General features: G+C 68.6%; 20 protein-coding genes. 8 read left to right on the plus strand and 12 right to left on the minus strand.

The features are described from left to right. Positions 1-49 precede the first annotated feature (49 nt). From ACFWZU_RS11225 to tal, 4 genes are all read left to right on the plus strand, one after another. The gene (locus tag ACFWZU_RS11225) at positions 50-1,246 is read left to right on the plus strand and encodes a DUF3667 domain-containing protein (RefSeq protein ID WP_439701598.1); all 1,197 of its coding nucleotides are present in this window, start codon (positions 50-52) and stop codon (positions 1,244-1,246) included. Between the two features lie 366 nt (positions 1,247-1,612). Then, positions 1,613-3,778: a primosomal protein N' gene (locus ACFWZU_RS11230; RefSeq protein WP_439701599.1), complete on the plus strand. Its 2,166-nt coding sequence runs from the start codon at positions 1,613-1,615 to the stop codon at positions 3,776-3,778. 156 nt (positions 3,779-3,934) lie between these two features. Then, on the plus strand, positions 3,935-5,236 hold the full coding sequence (locus tag ACFWZU_RS11235) for an NAD(P)/FAD-dependent oxidoreductase (protein WP_439701600.1): 1,302 nt from the start codon (positions 3,935-3,937) through the stop codon (positions 5,234-5,236). 16 nt (positions 5,237-5,252) lie between these two features. Continuing rightward, positions 5,253-6,206 (plus strand): transaldolase, encoded by a 954-nt coding sequence (gene tal / locus ACFWZU_RS11240; RefSeq protein WP_439701601.1) that lies wholly within the window; start codon positions 5,253-5,255, stop codon positions 6,204-6,206. 618 nt (positions 6,207-6,824) lie between these two features. Here tal and rpoH read toward each other — a convergent pair. The 7 genes from rpoH to ACFWZU_RS11275 form a co-directional block, all read right to left on the minus strand. After that, positions 6,825-7,676: an RNA polymerase sigma factor RpoH gene (rpoH, locus tag ACFWZU_RS11245; protein ID WP_439701602.1), complete on the minus strand. Its 852-nt coding sequence runs from the start codon at positions 7,674-7,676 to the stop codon at positions 6,825-6,827. A gap of 166 nt (positions 7,677-7,842) precedes the next feature. Further along, the gene (locus tag ACFWZU_RS11250; RefSeq protein WP_439701603.1) at positions 7,843-8,211 is read right to left on the minus strand and encodes an EF-hand domain-containing protein; all 369 of its coding nucleotides are present in this window, start codon (positions 8,209-8,211) and stop codon (positions 7,843-7,845) included. Between the two features lie 53 nt (positions 8,212-8,264). After that, positions 8,265-8,981: a uracil-DNA glycosylase gene (ung, locus tag ACFWZU_RS11255; protein ID WP_439701604.1), complete on the minus strand. Its 717-nt coding sequence runs from the start codon at positions 8,979-8,981 to the stop codon at positions 8,265-8,267. Then, entirely contained in the window at positions 8,978-9,811 is an 834-nt protein-coding gene (locus tag ACFWZU_RS11260; protein WP_439701605.1) for a response regulator, read from the minus strand. Before ACFWZU_RS11260 ends, ung begins: the two co-directional genes overlap by 4 nt. A 257-nt stretch (positions 9,812-10,068) precedes the next feature. Continuing rightward, positions 10,069-11,040 (minus strand): permease-like cell division protein FtsX, encoded by a 972-nt coding sequence (gene ftsX, locus ACFWZU_RS11265; RefSeq protein ID WP_439701606.1) that lies wholly within the window; start codon positions 11,038-11,040, stop codon positions 10,069-10,071. Next, complete coding sequence (gene ftsE, locus ACFWZU_RS11270; RefSeq protein WP_209618628.1) at positions 11,037-11,714, minus strand: cell division ATP-binding protein FtsE; 678 nt, start codon at positions 11,712-11,714, stop codon at positions 11,037-11,039. The genes ftsX and ftsE overlap by 4 nt, the downstream gene beginning before the upstream one ends. 272 nt (positions 11,715-11,986) lie before the next feature. Continuing rightward, positions 11,987-13,693, minus strand: coding sequence for a DEAD/DEAH box helicase (locus ACFWZU_RS11275; protein ID WP_439701607.1), 1,707 nt, complete (start codon positions 13,691-13,693; stop codon positions 11,987-11,989). Between the two features lie 392 nt (positions 13,694-14,085). On the opposite strand from ACFWZU_RS11275, the gene trxA reads away from it, so the two are divergent. Then, positions 14,086-14,412: a thioredoxin TrxA gene (gene trxA / locus ACFWZU_RS11280; protein ID WP_231350412.1), complete on the plus strand. Its 327-nt coding sequence runs from the start codon at positions 14,086-14,088 to the stop codon at positions 14,410-14,412. A 160-nt stretch (positions 14,413-14,572) separates the two neighbouring features. Beyond that, positions 14,573-16,339 carry a transcription termination factor Rho gene (gene rho, locus ACFWZU_RS11285; protein ID WP_439701608.1) on the plus strand — a complete coding sequence of 589 codons (1,767 nt, stop codon included), beginning with the start codon at positions 14,573-14,575 and terminating at the stop codon, positions 16,337-16,339. 57 nt (positions 16,340-16,396) lie between these two features. Here rho and ACFWZU_RS11290 read toward each other — a convergent pair whose 3' ends face one another. Then, the gene (locus ACFWZU_RS11290) at positions 16,397-18,274 is read right to left on the minus strand and encodes a peptide-N4-asparagine amidase (RefSeq protein ID WP_439701609.1); all 1,878 of its coding nucleotides are present in this window, start codon (positions 18,272-18,274) and stop codon (positions 16,397-16,399) included. A 240-nt stretch (positions 18,275-18,514) separates the two neighbouring features. Here ACFWZU_RS11290 and ACFWZU_RS11295 point away from each other — a divergent pair, with 240 nt between their 5' ends. Continuing rightward, entirely contained in the window at positions 18,515-19,882 is a 1,368-nt protein-coding gene (locus ACFWZU_RS11295; RefSeq protein ID WP_439701610.1) for a glutamate--cysteine ligase, read from the plus strand. 184 nt (positions 19,883-20,066) lie between these two features. Here ACFWZU_RS11295 and dcp read toward each other — a convergent pair whose 3' ends face one another. The 4 genes from dcp to ACFWZU_RS11315 all read right to left on the minus strand — a co-directional run bounded on the left by dcp (position 20,067) and on the right by ACFWZU_RS11315 (position 24,319). Continuing rightward, entirely contained in the window at positions 20,067-22,256 is a 2,190-nt protein-coding gene (gene dcp, locus ACFWZU_RS11300) for a peptidyl-dipeptidase Dcp (protein WP_439701611.1), read from the minus strand. Between the two features lie 116 nt (positions 22,257-22,372). Further along, positions 22,373-22,723 (minus strand): hypothetical protein, encoded by a 351-nt coding sequence (locus ACFWZU_RS11305; protein WP_439701612.1) that lies wholly within the window; start codon positions 22,721-22,723, stop codon positions 22,373-22,375. 130 nt (positions 22,724-22,853) lie between these two features. Then, entirely contained in the window at positions 22,854-23,564 is a 711-nt protein-coding gene (gene bioD / locus ACFWZU_RS11310) for a dethiobiotin synthase (RefSeq protein ID WP_439701613.1), read from the minus strand. Positions 23,565-23,635: 71 nt separating this feature from the next. Further along, positions 23,636-24,319, minus strand: coding sequence for a TMEM175 family protein (locus tag ACFWZU_RS11315; protein ID WP_439701614.1), 684 nt, complete (start codon positions 24,317-24,319; stop codon positions 23,636-23,638). A gap of 62 nt (positions 24,320-24,381) precedes the next feature. Here ACFWZU_RS11315 and ACFWZU_RS11320 point away from each other — a divergent pair, with 62 nt between their 5' ends. Then, positions 24,382-24,873 (plus strand): GAF domain-containing protein, encoded by a 492-nt coding sequence (locus ACFWZU_RS11320; protein ID WP_439701615.1) that lies wholly within the window; start codon positions 24,382-24,384, stop codon positions 24,871-24,873. The last annotated feature ends 25 nt before the right edge of the window (positions 24,874-24,898 follow it).

Here is a 24,898-nt window from a genome sequence, read left to right on the forward strand (position 1 = left end):
CGCGGCGCGCTGTGCCAAGATCGCACGCTTTCCCAGGGGCGGCCTTCCGATGAACGAGTTGATCGAAGCCGGCAAACTGCAGTGCGCCAACTGCGGCACGCCGATGGAAGGCGAGTTCTGCCATCACTGCGGCCAGTCCGTGCACAGCGTGCTCAAGCCCGTGCACCACATGCTCGAAGACGGCATGGACATGTTCCTGCACGTCGACGGTCGCATTTTCCATACGGTGCCGCCGCTGCTGACCCGGCCCGGCTTCCTCACCATGGAGTACTTCTCGGGCCGCCGGCAGCGCTACGTGGCGCCCTTCCGGCTGATGTTCGTCCTCTGCCTGCTGGCGTTCTTCGCGATGCACCTGGCCGTGGACCGGGTGATGGAAAGCCAGGGCGTGGACCTGGTCGATGCGCCGCACGTGAAGGAGGATGCCTTCGCCAGCGCCGACACCCCGCAAGAAGTGCGCGAGCAACTGGCCGAACAGCTGCACGGCCTGGCCATTTCCCGCCAGGCGACGCCGGCGGTGGCGCACCCCGCGCTGGACGCGAGCGAGCGCCAGCTTCGGGCGTTGGCGGACAAGCGGCTGGTCGCGCTGGGCGCCGCTCCGCTTGCCCCAGGTGCCGTTCCGGCCGCGGGCGCCAGCGTCGCGGCGCCTGCGAAGCCATCCGGGGGGGCGGATGGCCCGATCCAGGTCAACAGCAAGCTGGACGGCGAGAAGATCGAGTTCGGCTGGTTGCCCGCGTTCATGAACGAGCGCATGAACACCTACATCCAGCGCACGGTGGCGAACCTGAAGGAACTGAGCAACCGCGACCCCGCGGTACGGCAAACGGCACGCGACCGCCTGACCACGGGCGTCTTCTCGGTGCTGCCGCAGGCGATGGTCGTGATGATCCCGCTCTTCGCGCTGCTGCTGAAACTGTTCTATTTCTTCAAGCGACGGCTCTACATGGAGCACCTGATCGTGGCCCTGCACAGCCACGCCTTCCTGTTCCTGGCGCTGCTGCTGGCCATCCTGCTGGGCATGCTCTCGGGGTGGCTGCGCCCGCACGTGGCCTGGGCCAGCGGTGGCGTGAACTACCTGCAGACGGCCGTCTTCCTGTGGATGCCCGCCTACCTGCTGGTGATGCAGAAGCGCGTCTACCGCCAGGGCTGGGCGATGACCCTGCTCAAGTACTGGTGCGTCGGCTGGTGCTACTTCTGGCTGCTGACAGTGGTGGTGCTCGTGGCGGCGGTGATGGGCGCCGGCCACTGAGCGACCGGGGTCCGAGATGCCTGTCACGGCGGTTGTGCACAGCGTCATGGACCTGTCAAGGCCGTCCGGCCAACCATGAGCGGGGCGTGAACGCCGTCACATGCCTTCGCCCAACTTGTTGATTTTGCAAGCCTAAAAACGCTGCTTATTTTTTGCCCAGCGCGTGCCCGAAGCCTTCGTGACAGGGCTTTGACAGGCCTCTCCCCGGTCCGTCCACAGACTTATCCACAGCTGTTGTGGATAAGCGGATTTTCCAACCCGCGAGAGGGACTTAGGACAAATTCCTAGATGACTGGGCAGCACGCGGCCGTGCGCCCGCAGGACGCCTTGCGCGAGCCGTTACACTGGCCCGCCCACGAGGTGTCCATGCCCGCCGTCGTCCGCGTCGCCCTGCCGGTTCCGCTCGCCCGCCTGTTCGACTACCTGCCGCCCGCCGGCGGGGTGGCGGTCGGCAGCCGCGTGCTGGTGCCGTTCGGGCGCACGAAGCGGGTCGGCGTGGTGGTGGCCAGCGGGGTCGAGGCGGCAGTGGCCGGGGCCCGGCTCAAGGCGGTGCTTTCCGTACTGGACGACGGGCCCCTGCTCGATGCCGAGCTGATGCAGACCCTGGCCTGGGCCGCCGACTACTGGCTGGCGCCGCCGGGCGAGGCCTATGCCAACGCGCTGCCGCTGGCGCTGCGCGAGCCGCGGCCGCTGCCGGAAACCACCGAGCCCTGCTATGCGCTCACCGTTGCCGGGCAGAGCGCGCGCGATGCGGGCAGCCGGCGCGGGTCCAGCCGGGCGCTGCTCGACCTGCTCGTCGCCGCGCCGCTCGGGGCCCCCGAACTGGACCTTGCGCTGCCCGGCTGGCGTCCGGCGGCGAAGCGCCTGCTGGACGCGGGACTGATCGAACAGCGCGTGCCCGAAGCATCGCCACCAAGACCCTCGGCCGCCCCGGCGCTGAATGCCGAGCAGGAAGCGGCCGTGGCGGCGGTCGCCGGGGATTTCGGCCATTTTCAGCCGTTCCTGCTCGATGGCGTCACCGGCAGCGGCAAGACCGAGGTCTACCTGGCACTGATCGCGCAGGCGCTGGCGGCAGGAAAACAGGCGTTGATGCTGGTGCCTGAGATCGGCCTGGCGCCGCAGACCTTGCGCCGGCTGCGCGAGCGGCTGGGCGTGCCGGTGGAGGTGATCCATTCGAACCTTGCCGAGGGCGAGCGCGCGCGCGCCTGGCTGCGCGCGCGCAACGGCGAGGCACGGGTGGTGCTGGGCACCCGCTCGGCGGTGTTCACGCCGCTGCCGCAGGCCGGCCTGATCGTGGTCGACGAGGAACATGACGGCGCCTACAAGCAGCAGGAAGGGTTTCGCTACCACGCGCGCGATTTGGCACTGGTGCGCGGGCGTGCGCTGGGCGTGCCGGTCCTGCTGGGTTCGGCCACGCCGTCGCTGGAAACGCTGGCCAACGTGGAGGCGGTCCGTTACCGCGCGCTGCACCTGCGCGCACGACCTGGCGCGGCGCGCCCTCCACAGGTGCAGATCGTGGACATGCGCGCGCAGCGGCTGGACCACGGCCTGTCGCCCGCGCTGCTGGCGGCGACGGCCGAGGCGGTCGGACGCGGCGAACAGGTGCTGGTGTTCCGCAACCGCCGCGGTTACGCGCCGGTGCTGTTGTGCCACGCCTGTGGCTGGCACGCCGAATGCCCGCGCTGCGAACACCCGATGACCCTGCATGCACAGCGCCGCACGCTGGCATGCCATCACTGCGACCGGCACGCGGCCGTGCCATCGGCCTGCCCGGCCTGCGGCAGCGCCGAACTCAAGCCCCAGGGCCAGGGCACCGAGCGTCTGGAGGAAGCCCTCGCCGCGCGCTTCCCCGACGTACCGGTGCTGCGCATCGACCGCGAGACCACACGCCGCCGGGACGCCTTCGAGCAATTGCTGGATGGTCTGCAAGACGATGCGCCGGCCATCCTGGTCGGGACGCAGATGCTGGCCAAGGGCCATGACCTGCCCAACCTCACGCTGGTTGCCATCGTGGGCGTGGACGAGGGCCTGCACAGCGTGGACTTCCGCGCCGGTGAGCGGCTGGCCCAACTGGTCGTGCAGGTGGCCGGGCGTGCCGGGCGCGCACGCAAGCCCGGCCGCGTGCTGCTGCAGACCCACCACCCGGACCACCCGCTGCTGCGCGGCCTGCTGGCCCAGGGTTACGCCGTTGCCGCGCGCGAGCTGCTGGCCGAACGGCGGGAGGCCGTGCTGCCGCCCTACAGCCACCAGGCCCTGCTGCGCGTGGAAGCGCATCAGCGCGCGGACGTGGACGCCTTTCTCGCCGAGGCGCATGCCGCGCTGCCGGACGATCCTGCACTGCGCGTGGCCGGCCCCATGCCCGCACCGATGCCGTTGCGTGCCGGCCGCCATCGCGGGCAGCTGCTGGTGGAGGCCGACACGCGCGGGCCGTTGCACGCTGCGCTGCGGCCCTGGCAGCACGCGCTGGCGGCGCTGCCGTCGGCGCGCAAGGTGCGCTGGTCGCTCGACGTCGACCCGATCGACCTTTACTGACCCTCCCCGGCCTGGTGCAGGAGCGCACCTGTGCGCAACCGTGGGGCAGGTCGTGCATGACGGTCGCGCACAGGTGCGCTCCTACAGGGGACGCATTCGGTTTCCGCGCCCCGAGGTGGGACAATGGGCGGACGCATCCTCGTACAAGGCAGTCCCATGGACGATGCCCCGACGCTTCCCCACGTCGTCATCCTCGGCGGCGGTTTTGGCGGACTCGCCGCTGCGCGCGGCCTCGCCGATGTCCCGGTACGCATCACCCTGGTCGACCGGCGCAACCATCACCTGTTCCAGCCGCTGCTCTACCAGGTCGCCACCGCCGGCCTCTCCGCCCCCTCGATAGCCGCGCCGCTGCGGCAGATCCTGCGCAAGCAGGACAACGTCACCGTGCTGCTCGACGAAGCCCTGGACGTCGACCTCCAGGCCCGCCGCGTGCGCTTCGCCCACGAGACGCTCGACTACGACTTCCTGGTCGTCGCCACCGGCGCCACCCACGCCTACTTCGGCCACGACGCGTGGGCACGCTGGGCACCCGGACTGAAGACCCTGGACGACGCCTTCGCCATCCGCCGCCGCGTGCTGCTCGCCTTCGAGCGGGCCGAGCGCGAGGTCGACCCGACCGAAAGACGGGCCTGGCTCAACTTCGTGGTGGTGGGTGGCGGCCCGACCGGCGTGGAACTGGCCGGCACGCTGGCCGAGATCGCCCGCCACACGCTGCCGCGCGAGTTCCGCCGCAGCAATCCGCACAGCGCGCGGGTAGTACTGGTCGAGGCCGGGCCACGCTTGCTGGCGGCGTTCGACCCGTCGCTCTCGACCAAGGCGCAGCGGCAGCTGGAACGGCTGGGGGTGGAAGTACGCACGGGCACTGCCGTCACGGCAATCGACGGCGCCGGCGTGTGCCTCGGCGACGCGCCCATGCCCGCCTATACCGTGCTGTGGGCCGCTGGCGTGGCCGCCTCGCCACTCGGCCGGCAGCTCGACACCCCGCTGGATCGCGCGGGCCGCGTGCGCGTGACGGCGGACCTCAGCCTGCCCGCCCACCCGGAGGTGTTCGTGATCGGCGACCTGGCCTGCGTCGAGCGCGCCGACGGTTCGCTGGTGCCGGGCGTGGCGCCGGCGGCCAAGCAGATGGGCAGGCACGTCGCCGGCCGCATCCGCGCGCGCGTCGACGCCGATTCGACGCCGGCTCCGTTCCACTATCGCGACCAGGGTGCGCTCGCCACCATCGGGCGCATGGCCGCGGTGGCACAATTCGGACGGCTGCGTCTGTCCGGCCCGCCGGCGTGGTGGGTCTGGCTCGTCGCCCACATCTACTTCCTGATCGGCTTCCGCAACCGGCTGGTGGTGCTGCTGGACTGGGCCTGGGCCTACTGGACCTATGAGCGTTCCGCCCGCATCGTCACCGGTGCCGACGCGGACGACGTGCCCACCGTGGCCGAACGCCCTGCCGACCCACCCTAAGCTTTCGGAACCCACCGTGCCTTCCCAACTCGAACAACTGCGCCAGTACACCACCGTCGTCGCCGACACCGGCGACATCGAAGCGATCGCCCGCTGGCGGCCGGTCGACGCCACCACCAATCCCTCGCTGCTGCTCAAGGTGGTTACCCAGAGCAGCTTCGCGCCGCTGCTGGAGGAATCGCTCGCCTGGGCGCGCGCCAGGAGCCACTCGCGCGAACAGCAATTGATCGACGCCAGCGATCACCTGGCAGTGGCGGTCGGGCGCAAGATCCTCGAATTGATTCCCGGGCGTGTCTCGACCGAGGTGGACGCGCGGCTGTCGTTCGACACCGACGCCAGCATCGCCAAGGCGGAGCGGCTGATCGGAATGTACGAGGACGCCGGCATCGGCCGTGACCGGGTGCTGATCAAGCTCGCCTCGACGTGGGAGGGCGTGCGCGCCGCGCGCGAGCTCGAGCGCCGCGGCATCCAGTGCAACATGACCCTGCTGTTCGCCTTCGAGCAGGCGGTGGCCAGCGCCGAGGTGGGCGTGTTCCTGATCTCCCCGTTCGTCGGGCGCATCATGGACTGGTACGTGGCCAACACCGGCGTGAAGCAGTACGCGCCGGACGAGGATCCGGGCGTGGAGTCGGTGCGGCGCATCTACCACTATTACAAGACGCACGGCTACGACACCGTGGTGATGGGCGCGAGCTTCCGCAACGTGGGGCAGATCCAGGCACTCGCGGGCTGCGACCGCCTGACCATCAGCCCCGACCTGATGGAACAACTGGACGCTTCGGACGACCCGCTGCCGCGCCGCCTGGCCGACGACGGCACCCGCACCGAGCGGCCGCCGACGATCGACGAGGCGCGTTTCCGCTGGGGCATGAACGAGGATGCGATGGCCAGCGACAAGCTGGCCGAGGGCATCCGCAAGTTCGCGGCGGATCAGCGCCAGCTGGAGAAGCTGCTCGCCGAGCAGCTCTGACACGCCCTGTTGCATGCGCCTTGCGCCCTCTTTCCTGCGGGAGGGGGCCCGGGTGAGGCGCCGTGGCTTGCGGGGGGATGTCTGCGGGTGCGTTGCCTTGCTTGTCGTTCTTGCGCGACCTGCCGCGACTGCGCTCGCTTGCGGCGGGGTTCCGATCGCCTGCCGGCGCCTGGGCCACTTTTCATCGCTGCCCAAAGAAAAGTAACCGAAATGGCTGCCAAGCGCGGTGAGGGATAAGAACCAGGTGCCATCTCGCCTTGCTCGGAGCCGCTTGCCTCGAGGAGCTGCCACCGCGGACGTCCGGAAGCCGAGGCAAGAGGACTTGCGGGTGTTGCCCGCGAGCGCCGCACCTGGCTCCCTCTCACCTCCGGGGGGAGGGTTCGGGTGAGGGGCGGGGGCTAGCGGGGATGCCCGCAGGAACGTTGCTTTGCTCGCCGTCCTGCCTGGCCTCCCCGCGACCTGGCCCGCCTGCGGCGGCCAGGCAAGAGCGGCAGAGAAGGCCGCCTCGTGCGTCCCCCCTGAGCCCCGGCCCTCACCCTGCTGGAGCACAGAAGCGCAGAAGCGCAAAACAAAAGCGGCCACGAGGGCCGCTTTCGTCATCTGCCGCGGTGGCGCGAATCAGAACAGCGCGCGCATCTTCTTCATCGCGTTCGCCTCGACCTGGCGGATGCGCTCGGCCGACACGCCGTACTCGTCGGCCAGATCCTGCAGCGTGGCCTTGTTCTCATTGAGCCAGCGGCGCTGGATGATGTCGCGCGAACGATCGTCCAACCTGGCAAGCGCACTGGAAAGCGTCTCCAGCTGGTTGTCGGCCTGGTCGGCATCGGACACGTTGTCGTACGGGTCCGCGCCATCGTCCACGAGGAACGCTTCCGGGGCCGGCTTGGCGTCGTCGTCCGCGTCGGCGGGCGCCTCGAATCCGATATCGCGGCCGGACAGGCGCGATTCCATCTCGCGCACGGTCTCCTCGGGCACGCCCAGGTCGTGGGCGACCACGCGCACCTCCTCGGCATTCATCCAGCCCAGGCGCTTCTTGCTCTTGCGCAGGTTGAAGAAGAGCTTGCGCTGGGCCTTGGTGGTGGCGACCTTGACGATGCGCCAGTTGCGCAGGATGAACTCGTGCATCTCGGCCCGAATCCAGTGCACGGCGAAGCTGACCAGGCGCACGCCCTGGTCCGGGTCGAAGCGCTTGACCGCCTTCATCAGGCCGATGTTGCCTTCCTGGATGAGGTCGCCCAGTTGCAGGCCGTAGCCCGAATAGCCACGGGCCACGTGGACCACGAAACGCAGGTGCGACATCACCAGCTTCTTGGCCGAATCCAGATCATTTTCGTCGCTGAAGCGGCGCGCCAGCGCCTGCTCCTCGTCGTGGCTGAGCACCGGGATGCGGTGCACGGCGGAAATGTAGGCATCCAGGCTGCCAACGACGCTGGGGATCGGCAGGTTGGCGGTCACCAAGGCTTGGGACATGTGGAACCTCCGGCAAGTAAATCGCAGCTTAGCACTCCACTGTTGGGAGTGCTAAAGGAGCGAAAAGTTTCAGCTGCGGGATTTATTGTACCGAATCGTACAGCAATGCGGGCGGCCTCGCCAGCCCCTTGCCACGCGGTATGCCGCTATTGTTCACATGCGCAATCTATCGCCTGTGAACTGGTGGCGTCGGAGCCGTGCCGGGCGCCTGTCTCCGGATGTAGGGCTGCGAAAACGCGTATCGGCCGGCGGGCCTCGCGAAGCGGATTCCGGGCCACTGCAAGGCGGGAGCCGTGTACCATTCGTACGTCGCCCGCGTGATGCGGTGGTCGGCGTACGCGTACTGCGTGAAATGCATCCGCAGATCCTGCAGGCCGTCGGGCAACTCGGAACGGCTGAGCGTGCCGTCGTGGTTGGCGTCGATCTGGTCGAAGGCAGGGGCCTGCCGGGCCGAGCCGACCTCATCGGCTGCGCTGGCCAGGGGCAACGTCGCCGCGAAGGCGATCACCAGAAAACCACAGATGCGATAGCGCATTGACACTCTCCTTGTCGGGTCCTTTCCGACCATCCCACCGGCCAGTGTGCCTGTCAATCGGCCAGCCGTGAACGCGGCGGCAGCGACCAGTCGATCGGCGCCTGGCCGCGGCTTTCCAGATAGCGGTTGGCGGCCGAGAAGTGGCCGTTGCCGATGAAGCCGCGGTGCGCCGATAGCGGGGAGGGGTGGACCGAGCTCAGCACCAGGTGACGATGGGGGTCGACCAGCCGCCCCTTGCGCTGCGCGTAGGCGCCCCAGAGGAGGAACACCAGGCCCTCGCGCTCGCGGTTCAGCGCCTCGATGGCGGCATCGGTAAAGCCTTCCCAGCCCTTGTTCTGGTGCGCACCGGCGCGGGCCTGCTCGACGGTCAGCACGCTGTTGAGCAGCAGCACGCCCTGGTCGGCCCAGGGCGTCAGGCACCCATGGTCGGGGCGCGCTATGCCCAGGTCGCGCTCGATCTCGGCGAAGATGTTGTTCAGCGAAGGGGGCACCGGCACGCCTGGCCGCACCGAAAAGCACAACCCGTGCGCCTGGCCGGGCCCGTGATAGGGGTCCTGGCCCAGGATCACCACGCGCACCTTGTCGAACGGCGTATGCGCGAAGGCGTTGAAGATCTCCGGGCCCGGCGGGTAGAGCAGCTTGCCGGCACGCTTCTCGGCGCGCAGGAATTCGGCCAGCGCACGCATGTCCGGGCGCTCCAGGTAGTCGCCCAGGCGCGCCTTCCAGGAAGGTTCGAGGCGGATGCGTTCGGCTTCGGCGGTTTCGCTCACGCGCCTTGCGCCCGCTCGCGCAGGTGCCTGGCCACGCGCAGCTGGAACAGCAGCTTGGTGACCAGCAGTTTTTCCTCGACCGGCTTCTCGACCAGGTCGTTGGCGCCGGCCCTGAGCAGCGCGGCCTGGTTGGCCGGGTTTTCGTCGCCGGTCATCACAAGCACGGGAAGCTGGCCCTTGCCGTAGCCGAAGTGGCTGCGGATGCGCTCGAGCAGGTCGCCGCCGGTGAGCTCGCCTTTCAGGCTGACGTCGGTGAGCACCACGTCGGCACCGATCTGGCCCTGCGCGCGGTCGGTTTCGAGCATGGCGAGGGCGTCCTCCACGCTCACCACGTGGCGCACGGTCAGGCCGATCTTCTCCAGCATGCGCCGGGTGGCCAGCGCCACCACGCGGCTGTCTTCCACATACAGCACGGTGCCCTCGGCAGTCGCCTCCGGACGGACGTAGCCGCGGATGAAATCGGCCAGCGCCTGGAAGCCCAGCGACTTGTCGAAATAGTCGGTTACGTCGCCCAGCTCGCGCTTGTGCAGGCGCGCGTCGACGTCGCCGGAAACGACCACGATCGGCACGTAGGCCTGGGCCGATTCGCGTACGTGGCGGGCCAGTTCCAGCCCGTCCATGTCAGGCAGGCGCAGGGCGATGGTGATGAAGTCGAACGGGCCCTGCTCGATCAGCCCGCGCGCCTCCGCGCCGCTGCCGCAATCGACCAGCTCGGCTTCCGGCAACTCGGCCTTGAGCACGCGCGTGATCAGCTGGCGCACCACCTTGGAGCCATCCACCACCAGCACCCGCGGAGCGGTGCCGGCGCGGCTGCCAACGTCTGCATTCATGCCCCACCCATCCACATCGAACCCCGTGTACGCCCCGCGCGCACCCGGGGCTATCTTGCACCATCACGCCTTGCGCCGGTTGCGAAGGCGGTCACTAAGGCGCCCGGGCGCGCGGGCGGCAGAAGCGTTCCGGGCAGCAAAAGCGGTGGCGCGGTGCACATCCCGCCCTTCTTGCCCATCGAGCGACCCGGGACCGAGAAAAGGCCGGAATCGTCCACCCGCTGCCGCTTCCCGGAAGCGGCTGGCGCCCGTGGCTCCTATGCGGCCTTGCGCAGCTGCCGGGCGCTGACCAGCCGTGCGCCGATCCAGCCCAGCACCGCCGACGCCAGCGGCACGGCCAGCAGCAGCCACCAGGGCAACGCGCCCAGGCTGAGGCTGCCGCCATAGGCGCGATCGAGTTCGGCCGCCGGGCCGGCCAGCGCCAGCTCGATGGCCAGCGCCAGCAGCGAGGCCAGCACGCCGCCGAACAGCCCATACCAGACACCCGCGTACAGATAAGGCCGGCGCACGAAGGCGCGGCTCGCGCCCAGCAGCATCAGCACGCCGATTTCCTCGCTGCGGCTGGCGATATCGGTACGCACGGTGTTGCCGACCACCAGCAGCGCCGCCAGCGCGAGCAGTGCGGCCAGTACCAGGACCAAGCGATGGCCGACGTCGAGCAGGGCATCCAGCCGCTTGCGCCACTGGCCACTGTCCTGCACCAGGTCCACCGCGCGTTCGCCGCGCAGGCTTTCGATCAGTGCGTTCACGGCCGTCGCATCCAGGCCGGCCCTGGGCTGCACGACGAGCACCCACGGCAGCGGATTGGCATCGTCCAGCGCATGCACGGCGCCGGAGAAACCCTGCAAGGTCGCCAATTCATCGAGGCCCTGCTGCGGCGTCCTGATGGTCACGCCGGCGACGTCGGGCCGGGTGCGCAGCTCGCCGGCCAGCAGATTGGCCTGCGGGCCGGCCTGGTCAGCCTTAAGGAAAACGCTGACCGCCGGGTTCTGCCCCAGCGCCCCGCCCATCGACTGCACGTTGGCCAGCAGCAGGTAGAACGCCAACGGCAACGCCAGCGCCAGGCCAAGCACGGACACGGTCATCAGCGTGCCGAGCGGGCGTCCGCCGAGCCGGCGCAGGCTCGCCGCCGCGCTCCAGCCGTGGTGCTCGCGCCAGCCGGCGAGGCGGCGGGACTGGCTGCGCTCGCTGCGCGGCGCGGCCTTTTCGGTGACGGCAGGCGCGTTCACAGCACCTCCTCGCCCGGAATGTCGGCCACCAGACGGCCGTGGTCGAGCACCACCACGCGCTTGTGCATGCGCTTGATCAGCGGGAGGTCGTGGCTGGCCACCAGTACGGTGGTGCCGATGTCCTGGAACTCGGCGAACAGGCCCATGATCTCCACCGCCAGTTGCGGATCGAGGTTGCCGGTCGGCTCGTCGGCGATCAGCACCGCCGGGCGCGCGACGATGGCGCGGGCGATGCCGACGCGCTGCTGCTCGCCGGTGGACAGCGAATCGGGCAACTGCCGCTCGTACGAAAGCAGGCCGACCTTTTCCAGCGCGGCGCGCACACGGCGGCTGCGCTCGGCCGGCGCGATGCCGCCGATCAGCAGCGGCAGTTCCACGTTGGCGAACACGGTGCGGTCCATCAACAGGCGATGGTCCTGGAACACCATGCCCAGCCGGCGCCGCAGTTTCGGGATGCCGCCGCGGCCGACCTTGGCCAGCGCCTGGCCGTCAACCACGATCTGCCCGTGCGAGGGCCGCTCGATCAGCGCGATCAGCTTGAGCAACGTGCTCTTGCCGGCGCCCGAATGGCCGGTGACGAAGGCCATCTCGCCGGCCGCCACCTCGAAGGACAGTTGCGAGAGCGCCTCATGGCCGCCCTCGTAGCGCTTGCTCACCTGGTCGAAGCGGATCACCGCGTGTGGTTCCTTGTCCCGCACCAGGGGCAAAGGATACGGGAATGCCTGATGCGGTTGGTGCCCGTCGCGCGCGGAAGAAGCCCCGCTTCCTTGAGGATCACCAGGTTGCCACGGACCAAGCCCCCTCTCCCCGCCGGGGAAAGGGTTGGGGTGAGGGGCCACCCTTGCGGCACGTTACGTTGAGCGTGGCTTTGGTGGAGCCCATCGCAAGCCCCGGCCCCTCATCCGCTCCTGGCACCTTCTCCCTGGAGGGGGAGAAGGATCAAGGCTCAGCGACCGGTGAACAGACGCGTGAGGCGACGGAAGAAGCCCGGCTTCTTGCCAGCCGACTCCACGCCCGACTGCACGGTCACCTGGCGCGACGGACGGGACGGGCCGGCGCCACGCTCACGCGGCGGCTTGCGCTCGCCGTGCGGCGGGCGATTCTCGGTCGTTGCCTGGGCCTGCGGCGCGGCATTCTCGCCACCCTCGCGGCGACGGCCACGTCCGCCGCGGCGGCGCCGGCGCTTGCGTGCGCCCTCGCCATCCGCGGCCGGGGTGGCGTCCGGTGCGGCCGGACCCGTGGCCACGACGCCCGGCTGCGGCTCGGTCGCCACGGCGGCCTCGCCCTCTGCCCGCGGCGGACGCGGTGCGCGTGGCGGGCGATCCTCGCGGGAGCCACGCTCGCCGCCGCGGCGACCACGGCGCGTGCCGTCGCGGGCTCCCTTGCGCTCGTCCCCGCGCGCCTCGACCTTGTCGCCGAACTGTGCGCTGTCGGCCGCCGCCTGCGCGGCGAATTGCGGATCGATCTCGCGCGGCTTGGGCATCACCAGCATGTCCGCCTCGACGGTCGCCACCGGGATCTTTTGCCCGATGTAGGTCTCGATCTCCGGCAGGCTCATCGCGTACAGGTCGCAGGCGAAGCTGACGGCGTCGCCTTCGGCGCCCAGACGTGCCGTGCGGCCGATGCGGTGCACGTAGTCCTCGGCGTCCTGCGGCAGGTCGTAGTTGAAGACGTGGCTCACCGCCGGGATGTGCAGGCCGCGCGCGGCCACGTCGGTGCACACCAGCATGTCGAGCTGGCCGTCCTGGAAACGTTGCAGCAGCTTCTGGCGCTTCAGCTGCGGCACGTCGCCGGAAAGCGCGCCGACGCGGTAGCCCTGACGCTTGACCCGCTCGGTGATGCGCTCGGCGGCGGCCTTGGTGTTGACGAAGATGATGCTGCGGCTGGGCTTCTCCCGCTCGAGCAGGTTGAGCAGCAGCGGCATCTTCTCTTCCTTGGCCGGGAAGTAGACGACCTGGCGCACCTTGTCGGCGGTGACGTTGTCGGTCTCCACCACCAGCTTTTCCGCCTCGTGCATGTGCTCGTAGGCGAGCTCCAGCACACGGTGGCTGAGCGTGGCCGAGTACAGCAGCACCTGGCGCTGCTCGCGCGCCGGCAGGCGGCGGAAGATGAAGCGCACGTCCTTGATGAAGCCGAGGTCGAACATGCGATCGGCCTCATCGATCACCATCACTTCGACGCCGTTGAAACCGAACACCTGCTGCTTGTAGTAGTCGAGCAGGCGGCCGGGCGTGGCGATGATGATGTCGCAGCCGTCCTTGAGCTGCTGGCGCTGCTTGTCGTAGTCGACGCCGCCGTAGATCAGCGCGGTCTTCAGGCCGGTGTAGCGGCCGATGCTGCGCGCGTCCTTGTCGATCTGGATCGCCAGTTCGCGGGTCGGCGCGATGATCAGCGCGCGCGGATCGGAATCCTTGCGCTCGGCCACCGCGGGCTGGGTCAGCAGGCGGTTCATCAGCGCGACCAGGAAGGCGCAGGTCTTGCCGGTGCCGGTCTGCGCCTGGCCGGCGACGTCGCGGCCGGTCAGCGCGAGCGGCAGGGTCAGGGCCTGGATCGGTGTGCAGCGGGTGAAACCGGCCTCGGCGAGGCCCTGCTGCAGCAGCGGGTGAAGGTCGAAGTTGGTGAAGAAGGTGTCGGTCAGTACGGTTTGGGACATGGCTCACTGGAATGGATGCGGGCGGCCGCACGGCGGGCCCGGCTCCGCTGCCGTGCAGGCGCGGGGCGGTTGAGGTTGCGGGCAGGTCGACCGCGCGTCCGTCTGGTGCGCGCACCGTCGCTCGTCCCCGCCGGTGGAGGGCTTGCGACCGACGGTTCCGCTGGCATAGGCGAGCGGGCCATCGCGGACCGGCTCGCCTATGACAACGGAACCCTCCGTCGCCGCCCTTGAATCGCTTGAATCGCGACCCGAGTTACGCTGGAATGGAGGCCTGCCGCAACGGCAACCCCGCAGTCTTCCCGTTGGAACCCGCGCAACATGGGCGCTCCAGTGTAGCCGATGCCGGCCGCGCGGTCCTGAAACCTTCTTCCCACGCAACCACGGAGATCCTGGTGAGCGACCTGATTACCCACGTCAACGACGATGCCTTCCAGAAGGACGTACTGGAGTCCGACACCCCCGTGCTGCTCGATTTCTGGGCCGAGTGGTGCGGCCCGTGCAAGGCGATCGCGCCGATGCTGGACGAGCTGGCGAAGCAGTACGAAGGCAAGCTGCGCGTGGTCAAGCTCAACATCGACGAGAACCAGAAGACCCCCCGCACGTACGGCGTGCGCGGCATCCCGACCCTGATGGTATTCAAGCACGGCAAGGTCGAGGCGACCCAGATCGGCGCCGTGAGCAAGGGCCAGCTCTCCCAGATGATCGACAAGGCGCTCTGACGCGCACTTCCCGCCGCGCGCGCTTTACGGCGCCGCGCGGCGGATGCTAGATTGCCTTTCACGACCGAAAGGGGCGGTCCGCTTCGCCCCTCCCGCGCGCACCGCGCGACGCTCGTACCTCCCTCCTGTTCTTCCAACGGCGCCCCCACGAGGTTTGCCCGTGTCCGATATCGAAACCCAAGACCCGTCCGACGCCAAGCGCGCCGAACCCAAGAGCGCGGACGCGCCGCGCACCCGCGCCCCGCGCAAGTCCGCTGCCGAGAAGGCCGCCGCACCAGCGCCGGCCCAGGCGGCCGCGGCTCCGGCTCCGGCGCCTGCGCCTGCGCCGGCACCAGCGTCCCCTCCGGCACCTGCCCCGGCCCCCGCGCAGGCCAGCCTGCCGATGGACGCCGGGGACAACGCGCCGCGTGCGCCGCAGGAGGCCCGCGAAGGCGGCCAGAACGGGAACGGCCAGCCGCAGGCCAACGGCAACGGCAGCAACGAGCGCCGCAACGACCGCAACGAGCGTGACGGCCGTGGCCGCCGCCGCCGCCACGAGCGCGGCCAGCGCCCGCAGGGTGGGCAAGGCAGCAGCCAGGGCGGCAACCAGGGCCAGCCCAACCGCAACAACCCGCGCGGCCTGCCCGAGGACGACGAAAACGCCGACATCGGCAGTAATGACCGGCTGATCAACCTCACCGAGCTCAAGCGGATGAGGGCGCCGGAGCTACTGGCCTTCGCCGAGTCGCTCGGCATCCAGGAAGGCGTCGCCCGCGCTCGCAAGCAGGACGTGATCTTCTCCATCCTGAAGGCCCACGCCCGCTCCGGCGGCGGCATCTGGGCCGAGGGCGTGCTGGAAATCCTGCAGGACGGCTTCGGCTTCCTGCGCTCGGCGGACGAGTCCTACCTCGCCGGCCCGGACGACATCTACGTCAGCCCGAGCCAGATCCGCCGCTTCAACCTGCGCACCGGCGACTACATCACCGGGCGCGTGCGCCATCCGAAGGAAGGCGAGCGTTATTTCGCGATGCTCAAGGTCGACGACATCAACGGCGATCCGCCGGAGGCGTCGAAGAACAAGATGCTGTTCGAGAATCTGACGCCGCTGTTCCCGCGCAAGGCGTTCCACCTGGAGCGCGGCAATGGATCCAGCGAGGACATCACCGGGCGCATCCTCGATCTCATCGCGCCGATCGGCAAGGGCCAGCGCGGCCTGATCGTCTCGCAGCCGAAGTCGGGCAAGACGATGATGCTGCAGAACATCGCCCAGGCGATCCAGTACAACCATCCCGAATCACACCTGATCATCCTGCTGGTCGACGAGCGCCCGGAGGAAGTGACCGAAATCGCCCGCACCGTGCGCGCCGAGGTGATCAGCTCGACGTTCGATGAACCCGCGGCCCGACACGTGCAGGTCGCCGAGATGGTGATCGAGCGCGCCAAGCGCCTGGTCGAGCACAAGAAGGACGTGATCATCCTGCTCGACTCGATCACCCGCCTGGCCCGCGCCTACAACACCGTGGTGCCGAGCTCCGGCAAGGTGCTCACCGGCGGCGTCGACGCCAACGCGCTGCAGCGCCCGAAGCGCTTCTTCGGCGCCGCGCGCAACGTCGAGGAAGGCGGTTCGCTGACCATCATCGCCACCGCGCTGATCGACACCGGCTCGAAGATGGACGAGGTGATCTACGAGGAGTTCAAGGGCACCGGCAACATGGAAGTGCACCTGTCCCGCCGTATCGCCGAGAAGCGCGTCTACCCGGCCATCGACATCAACCGCTCCGGTACCCGCCGCGAGGATCTGCTGATCGACCCGGACCTGCTCGCCAAGATCTGGATCCTGCGCAAGCTGCTGCACCCGATGGACGAGCTGGCGGCGATGGAATTCATGCTCGACAAGATGAAGAACACCAAGACGAACGACGAGTTCTTCAATTCGATGAAGCGGTAAGGTCGCCAGACCTCCCGACGAAACAGGCCGGCCTCAGCCGGCCTGTTTTTTTTCGGGTTACGGTCGCTGCCAGCTCAGCCCGTCGGCCGAACCATCCGGATGCGCGTACCAGCGCACGTGGTTGGTTCCGTTGGGACAACCCATGCCGGTCGCGGTCTCATCCAGCGAACCGTTCCGGGTCAGTACCGCCTTCTGGTAACAGCTGCCGCGGTTGTCGCTGAACATGAACGTATGCGCCGCGTGCCAGTTGCTGTCCGCATCGGTATCGGGGTCGACGCGATGGTTGCCTTCGAACTCCTCGCGCAGCTGGGTGGTGTACGGCTGCAGGCCATGCCGCGAGTGGGTCACGTCCAGCTGGCGCTGCTGGTGCACGTTGACCGAACCGCCGAACAGGTCGACGTCGAGCGTGCCCTCTTCGCTGTACCAGTCGGTCAGCCGGCCGGCGCCGATGTAGTGCAGCTCCAGGGGGTAGCTGGCCTGAACCTGGTCCTCGCTGAGCAGCGTGCCGTTGCGCGTGCGGCGGCTGGTGCTCTGCGTGGTGCTCTGCAGCCACAGGTCCTCGCGGTAGTAGGGCTGGTCGTTGTGGTCGGCCGGATCATCCTTGACGTGGAACTGCCGTACGTTCTGGAAGCTGGACTGCTGGGTCACCGACGATTCGATACGGCCGCGCGAGGTGTCCACGTAACCGCGGATCTCGAAGTTCCGATCCAGCCGCGTACCGACCCGCCCATCCAGCAGGTTGCCGTCCTGCACCAATCCGTCGCTGACCGCTGGCGCGGGCAATCCGGCCGGCAGCGAGTTGAACGTCACCGCACCAGGCAGGCGGCTCTTGCCGGGGTCGAGATACACCAGCAGGTTGGCCGTGCTCGGGGCAAGGAACCACTGGTCGTTGATGTCCGAATGCGCCGTCATGTTCAGCGCGACCTGATGGGTACCCGCTTCGTTCAGGATGGCAGCGAACGGGGTGACGTCCACACGGTAGGGCACGAAGTCCAGCGACTGGGCGCTGTCGGTGGGCGTATCGACCACGTTCCAGAACGGCGACCGCCGCGGCCCGGAATTGATGCTGAAATGGGTCGGCAGCCACGGGAACACCGGCGCGACGCCCGCCGGTGTGCCATCAACGGTCACCAGTACGTCCGAATAGCTGTGCGGCAGGCAACCTTGCTCGGCGGGATAGATCCCGCGCTGGCTCAGGCCGAGCGCGACGGAGCTGATCAGGGTCGGGTGCGCCTGCGCCATGGCGGGCGTGATGCAGTTGTACCAGAACGACTCGTCGTTGGCGGTCACGTCCAGGTAGGCGCGCTCGATGTTGTGCGGCAGCGAGGCGAGATCCTTCACCCCGGGCGGCCCGCCGAGCTGGTTGGCGTAGGTCGGGAACACGGCGTCGGGTACCCGCGGCGCCGGGTTGCCGGCCCTCGGCGGATAGAAGCGCAGGGTCGCACTGCCGGTCACATGGGTGCTGCTCCCGCCGATGTCGCGGAACGCGCGCAAAGCGGTGAGCGCGCCGTTGCCCGGCTGCTTGAAGAGGACGCTGTAATCGGTCAGGTCGCGCTCCACGTGCCACTGCGCGGGCTGCGCGGTGTCGGGCGTGGGACCGACGAACAGGGTCACGTCGTCCAGCGCCAGGGCGATTCCGCGGGTCCGGGCGTCGCGCGAACCACTCAGGTCCACACTCAGCACCACCTTGGCCCACGGACCCGGGCAGTTGGCGGGCGGGGTGAAGACGAAACCGGTGGCCGGGGTATCGAACGGCGCATTGCTGAACAGTTGCACCTCGCACGGCTGGGTGTGCGGCGTGGGAACGGGGGGGCCTGCGCGTTCGATCGCCACCTGCGGCGAAGCCGTCGCGATACAGGGGGCAAGCAGGGCGGCCAATACCGCGACCGGAAGCGTCGCTTGCGTCAGTCGTTGACGCGCTGACTCGATGGACATCGTGTTCGTTCCTCCTCTGATGTCCCCCTGTCCGCGACATCCTGCGGGCAGGCACATCAAGGGAATGTCCTCACGAAAACATAACAGTCCAGTTCGCTCCCGTTTATCCACCTGTCCGGCAAGCAAACAGGACCTTTCACGGCGGCCACCAGAACCCCGGCGTACACTATTTTGGCATGGCCCCCTTTTCGTGGCCCTGTACGCCCCCATAGTGGCCGCTCCCCCAAGCAAGGCTTGCCCGTGTCCATTCCCAGTGCCGTAAAGAGCACCCCGATCGAAAGCCGCCAGCAACTCACCGACTACCTTGCCGCCGGCGAGAAGCCGCGCGAGGCCTGGAGGATCGGCACCGAGCACGAGAAGTTCGGGTTCCGCACGGACGACCTGCGTCCGCCGACGTTCGAGGGCGAGCGCGGCATCCGCGCGCTGCTGGAAGGACTCGCCTCGCGCTACGGCTGGGACATCGCCCGGGAGGGGGAGACGCCGGTGGCACTCACGCGCGGCAAGGCGAACATCACGCTGGAGCCGGCCGGCCAGCTCGAGCTCTCCGGCGCGCCGGTGGAGACCATCCACCAGACCTGTTGCGAGGTGAACGCGCACCTGGAGGAGGTCCGCTCGGTCGCCGACGGGCTGGGACTGGGCTTTCTCGGCATGGGCTTCCAGCCCAAGTGGCGCCGCGACGAGATGCCATGGATGCCCAAGGGCCGCTACAAGATCATGCGCGAGTACATGCCCAAGGTCGGCAACCTCGGCCTGGACATGATGACCCGCACGTGCACCGTGCAGGTCAACCTGGATTTCTCCAGCGAAGCGGACATGATCAAGAAGTTCCGCGCGAGCCTCGCCCTGCAGCCGGTCGCCACCGCGCTGTTCGCCGACTCGCCGTTCACCGAGGGCAAGCCCAACGGCTTCCTCTCCTATCGTTCGCACGTGTGGACCGACACCGATTCCCATCGCACCGGCATGCTCGACTTCGTGTTCGAGGACGGCTTCGGCTACGAGCGCTACGTCGACTACATCCTCGGCGTGCCGATGTACTTCAGTTACCAGGACGGCCGCTACATCGACCTGGCCGGGCAGGATTTCCGCCGCTTCCTGGACGGCAAACTCGACGCCGTGCCCGGCACGCGCGCGACGATGAAGGACTGGGCCGACCACCTCACCACCGCCTTCCCCGAGGTGCGCCTGAAGCAGTACCTGGAGATGCGCGGCGCCGACGGCGGCCCGTGGAACCGCCTGTGCGCGTTGCCGGCGCTGTGGGTCGGCCTGCTGTACGACGACCAGGCGCTGGATGCGGCCTGGGACCTGGTCAAGGACTTCACCATGGAAGAGCGCCACGCCCTGCGCGAAGGCGTGCCCAGGCAGGCGCTGAAGCTGCCCTTCCGCGGTGGCAGCGTGCGCGACCTCGCGGCCGAGACGCTGAAGATCGCCACGCACGGGCTCAAGCGCCGCGCGCGGCTCAACCGCAACGGCGCCGACGAGAGCATCTTCCTGGAGCCGATGATCGAGATCGTCGAGGCGAATCAGACGCCGGCCGAGCGCAAGCTGGAACTCTTCCACGGGCCGTGGGGCGGCAGTGTGGACCCGGTGTTCCGCGAATTCGCCTACTGACGTTGCGCTCTAGTCCCTCTCCCCTCCGGGGAGAGGGTCGGGATGAGGGGCCGGGGCTCGCGTAGATGCCACCGGAGCCACGCCCTGGTGTTGCTCCAACGCAAGAGCGTCCCCTCACCCCAGCCCTCTCCCCACAGGGGAGAGGGAGCCCCAAAAAAAAGGCCGGCTTGCGCCGGCCTTTTTCCTACTTCTCGTTGCCCTCGGGCGCGTCCTTCAGCCCGCGGTCGATCAGCATCGGTTCCACGCTCGGCTCCTTGCCGCGCCACGCCTTGTACATCTGCGCCAGGTCTTCGGTGTTGCCGCGCGAGAGCACCATCTTGCGGAAGCGGTCGCCGTTGGCGCGGGTCATGCCGCCGTTCTCCTTGAACCACTCGAAGCCGTCGTCGGCCAGCATCTGCGTCCACAGGTAGGCGTAGTAGCCAGCGGCGTAGCCGTTGCCCCAGATGTGCTGGAAGTAGCTGGAGCGGTAGCGCGGCGGTACGTAGGGCAGGTTGATCTTGTCCTTGGTGAGCACGTCCATCTCGAACTTGTCCGCGTCCTTCTTCGGCGCGTCCGCCGGCAGCGTGTGCCAGCCCATGTCGAGCAGCGCCGCCGCGACCAGCTCGGTCATGTCGTAGCCGCTATTGAAATGGCGCGCCTTCTTGATCTTGTCGACCAGCGCCTGCGGCATCGGTTCATGGGTCTTGTAGTTGATTGCGTAGTGCGCGAACACCTTCGGGTTGGTCGCCCAGTGCTCGTTGAACTGCGAGGGGAACTCGACGAAGTCGCGCGCGGTGTTGGCGCCCGACAGCGACGGATACCTGGTGTCGGCGAACATGCCGTGCAGCGCATGGCCGAACTCGTGGAACATGGTGATCACGTCATCGAACGACAGCAGCGCCGGCTGGCCGGGCGCCGGCTTGGTGAAGTTGGCGACGTTGAAGACCACCGGCTTGGTGCCCAGCAGCGTCGACTGCTCGACCAGGTTGCTCATCCAGGCGCCGCCGCCCTTGTTGTCGCGCTTGAAGTAATCGCAGTAGAACAGCGCCATCGAGGTGCCGTCCTTGTCGAACACCTCGAACACGCGCACGTCCGGCTGCCACACCGGGATGTCGTGGCGCTCCTTGAAGGTCAGCCCGTAAAGCTGGTTGGCGGCGTAGAACACGCCGTTCTGCAACACGTTGTCGAGCTCGAAGTACGGCTTGATCTGGTTCTCGTCCAGGTCGTACTTCGCCTTGCGCACCTGCTCGGCGTAGTGCTGCCAGTCCCACGCGGCGAGCTTGAAGCCGCCGTGCTGCGCATCGATCACCTTCTGGATGTCGGCCGCTTCGCGTTCGGCGCGGCCGGTCGCGGCCGGCACCAGGTTGTGCATGAAGTCCAGCGCCCGCTCGGGCGTCTTGGCCATCTGGTCTTCGAGCTTCCAGGCGGCGAAGGTCGGGTAGCCCAGCAGCCTGGCCTGCTCGGCGCGGATCTGCGCCAGCCGCTCGATGGTGGCGCGGGTGTCGTTGTCGCCGCCGTGCTCGGCGCGGTTCCAGGACGCCTTGAACAGGGCTTCGCGGGTAGCGCGGTCATCCAGATCCTGCAGCGCCGGCTGCTGGGTGGTGTTCTGCAGCGGGATCGTCCACTTGCCATCGAGGTCCCGGCTCTTGGCCGCCTGCGCGGCGGCCGCCAGGTCACCCTCGGACAGGCCCTTGAGCTTGGCCGCATCATCGACGGTGAGCGCGCCGGCCTTGGTCGCGGCCAGCAGCTTGTTGGTGAACTGCGTGCTGAGGGTGGATTCTTCCTTGTTGAGATCCTTCAGCTTGGCTTGGTCGGCATCGGAGAGCTTGGCGCCGTTGTGCACGAAGTCCTTGTAGGTCACTTCCACCAGGCGCAGCGACTCCGGATCGAGGTTGAGCTTGTCGCGCTGGTTGTAGATCGCCTCCACGCGCTGGAACAGCTTGTCGTTGAGGTAGATCGCGTCCTGGTGTGCAGCGAGCTTGGGCGCCTCGGTTTCCTGCACCTTCTGCAGGGCATCGGAGGTATTGGCGCCGGTGACGGTGTCGAAGGCCAGCATGGCCCGGCGCAGCAGCGCGCCGGACTTCTCCAGCGGGATGAACGTGTTCTCGAACGTCGGCGGTTCGGGGTTGTTGGCGATCTTCTCGACCTCGGCCAGATGCTGGCGCATGCCCTCTTCGATTGCCGGCTGGTAGTCGCTTTCCTGGATCTTGTCGAACGGCGGCGCCTGGAACGGCAGGGTGCTGGCGGCGAAGAACGGGTTGGCCTGCGACGTGGTGGCGCTGGCTGCCGGCGCGCTCGCGGTGGGCGCAGGCGTGGACGGATTGTCGTTGGACGATTGCGAGCAGGCGGCCATGGCGATCGAGGTGGCGATCACGAGCAGGCGAAGACGAGGCATCGGTTTTCCCCAGAAGTGGCGTCCGCGGCGCGGAACGGGCGAGTCAAGCGTTCGACTCTACCCACAGTGGGGCGGGACTTCCAAGGGCCGGAAGTCCGACGCCCTTCGCCGGCTGGTCAGGCGGCGCGCATGTCGCGCAGCTGCCAGCTCGAACCGATCAGCCAGTTGAGGCGCGGTCGCACCACGCGCATCGGCAGGTCGGTGACCACGTCCAGGTCCACGTGCAGATCGGCGACCCTGGCGCTGGCAGTCGCCTGTGGGTCGGTGGCGGCCAGGCTCATGTCGACCTCCTCCGGGTCCGGCTGCATGGCGCGCCAGCGCTCGAACAGGCCGGTGCCGCGCAGCGATTCCTGCAGCGCGGCGGCCAGATCGTCCGGACTGGAACCCTGCCAGGCCAGCGCCGGATCGGCGCCGCGTGCGTGGCGGATGTCGCCGACCGAGAGGTAATAGTGATTGCGGTTGCTCATGCGCACTCCTGCGGTGGGCGTGGAAGCATCGAAGCATGCGAGGCGTGAAGCGGTCGCCACGCGGCAAGGTCTCTCACAGGAGCGTACCTGCGCGCACAGCCAGACATGGCGGTCGCGCACAGGTGCGCTCCTACAGGGCCGCGGTTCGCTGTTGGAACAACGGCGCCAGTTCCAGCCGCCCTGCGGCCTGGGCGGGATCCAGGCCGTAGGGCAGCACACCCAGGCAGGGTGCGGGAAGCATCTCGCGCAGGGTCTCCAGGTTGTCCTCCACCGCCGCCATGGCCGGGTCGATGCGGTTGCCGATCCAGCCGGCCAGGCGGCAGCCGTCGGCGAGGATCGCACGTGCGCTAAGCAGCGCATGGTTGAGGCAACCGAGCCGAAGGCCGACCACCAGCACCACCGGCAGGCCCCACTGTCGCGGAATGGCCGAAGCGAGCAGGCCGGGCGCGAGCGGCACCATCCAGCCGCCCACGCCCTCGACCACCACCATCTCGTGCGCGGCGCGCAGCTGGTCGAAGGCCGCCCGTAGCGGCGCCATCGCCACCGTCGTGTGCTCGAGGCGCGCCGCCAGGTGCGGCGAGAGCGGCTCCCGCAGCGCGATGGGGTTGATCGAGTCGTAGTCGAGCCGACAGCTACCTGCCGCCTGCAGTGCCAGTGCGTCCTCGTTGCGCCGTCCGTCGGGCGTCTCCAGGCAGCCGCTGGCGACCGGCTTCATGCCGCACGTTGCAAGCCCGCGCGCGCGCAGCGCATGGATCAGGGTGCAGGCGGCGTGGGTCTTGCCGATGCCGGTGTCGGTGCCGGCGACAAACATGGCGCTGCCTTCGTTCGATGTGTTCTGCATTGCGGTCCCGGAACGTCATGCGGACCGGACATGTTCCGCGCCGCGACGCTCACGGGCAAGCAAGACGGGTTTCAGGCAAGGCCGTGGCGCCGACGGAAGCGCGTGGTGAGCGGCCCGATCAGGAACATCAGCACGTACAGGAAACCGGGCAGCGACCACAGCGCCGGCGGCGCGGACAGCGGCAGCAGCAGCGCCGCCAGCGCCGAAGCCAGGCCCAGCACGGCGGGAACGATCCACACCAGCTGCTCGCGCTGCGCCTCCAGCGGCGAGAAACCCTCGCGCCGCGCGCGTCTGGCAGCGTGGCCGAACAGCAGCGTGAGCGTGCCGGCCATGCAGGTGAAAGCGATGCCGTAGACCACCAGCAGCGTGCGGATCTCGCTGGCCCCCGCCAGCCGGAAGCGGCTGGGCAGCCGGCCGCCGCTGAACATGTTGAACAGGCTGGCGAACATCATGTGCAGCGGGTAGACGAAGATCAGCGCGAAGAACACCAGCAGCAGCGACAGCCACAACCCGGCGCCGTCTGCGTGCGGGCAGCGCCGACGCCAGCGCACGTGGCCGTGCCAGAAAAAGGCGATCATCCAGAAACACACGGCGAAGGCGGGGATGCCGCCGAGCATCTCCAGCAGGGCGCCTGCGCTGTCGGGCACCACGTCGCCACCGATCACCAGCAGGGTGAGCGTGAAGGCGAATGCGCCGTCGACGAACATGTCCAGCCGCCCTGCCTCGATGCCCTCGCGCTGCTCGGTCAGGCTCATCGCACGGTTTCCCCACCGGATGTCGGGCGCATAATACGGGCTTTGCCGCCGGAAACGCGCCGATGTTCCACCTCGCCGAAACCACCTACGCCAGCAAGCCCGAACACTACGCGGACCTGGCCAGCCAGGCGCGCGGCCTGCTCGCCGACGAGCGCGACCTGATCGCCAACGCGGCCAACTTCAGCGCGCTGGTGTTCAACAGCCTGCCCGACCTCAACTGGGCCGGTTTCTACCTGTTCGACGGCACAGAGCTGGTGGTCGGCCCGTTCCAGGGCAAGCCGGCCTGCGTGCGCATCGCGCTGGACCGCGGCGTGTGCGGCGCCGCCGCACGCACGCGCGAAATCCAGCTGGTGCACGACGTCAACGCGTTCGAAGGCCACATCGCCTGCGATGCGGCTTCGCAGTCGGAAATCGTGGTGCCGCTGGTCAAGCCGGACGGCTCGCTGCTGGGCGTGTGGGATGTCGACAGCCCGCTCGTGGGTCGTTTCGACGAGGACGACCGCGAGGGCATGGCGGCGCTGTGCGCGGTGTTCATGGAATCGCTGGGCGGCTGACTGCTTTCGTAGGGTGGGCTTCAGC

Origin of the sequence: Frateuria sp. GZRR33, from assembly GCF_051900425.1 — a bacterium.
Classification (GTDB): domain Bacteria; phylum Pseudomonadota; class Gammaproteobacteria; order Xanthomonadales; family Rhodanobacteraceae; genus Frateuria_A.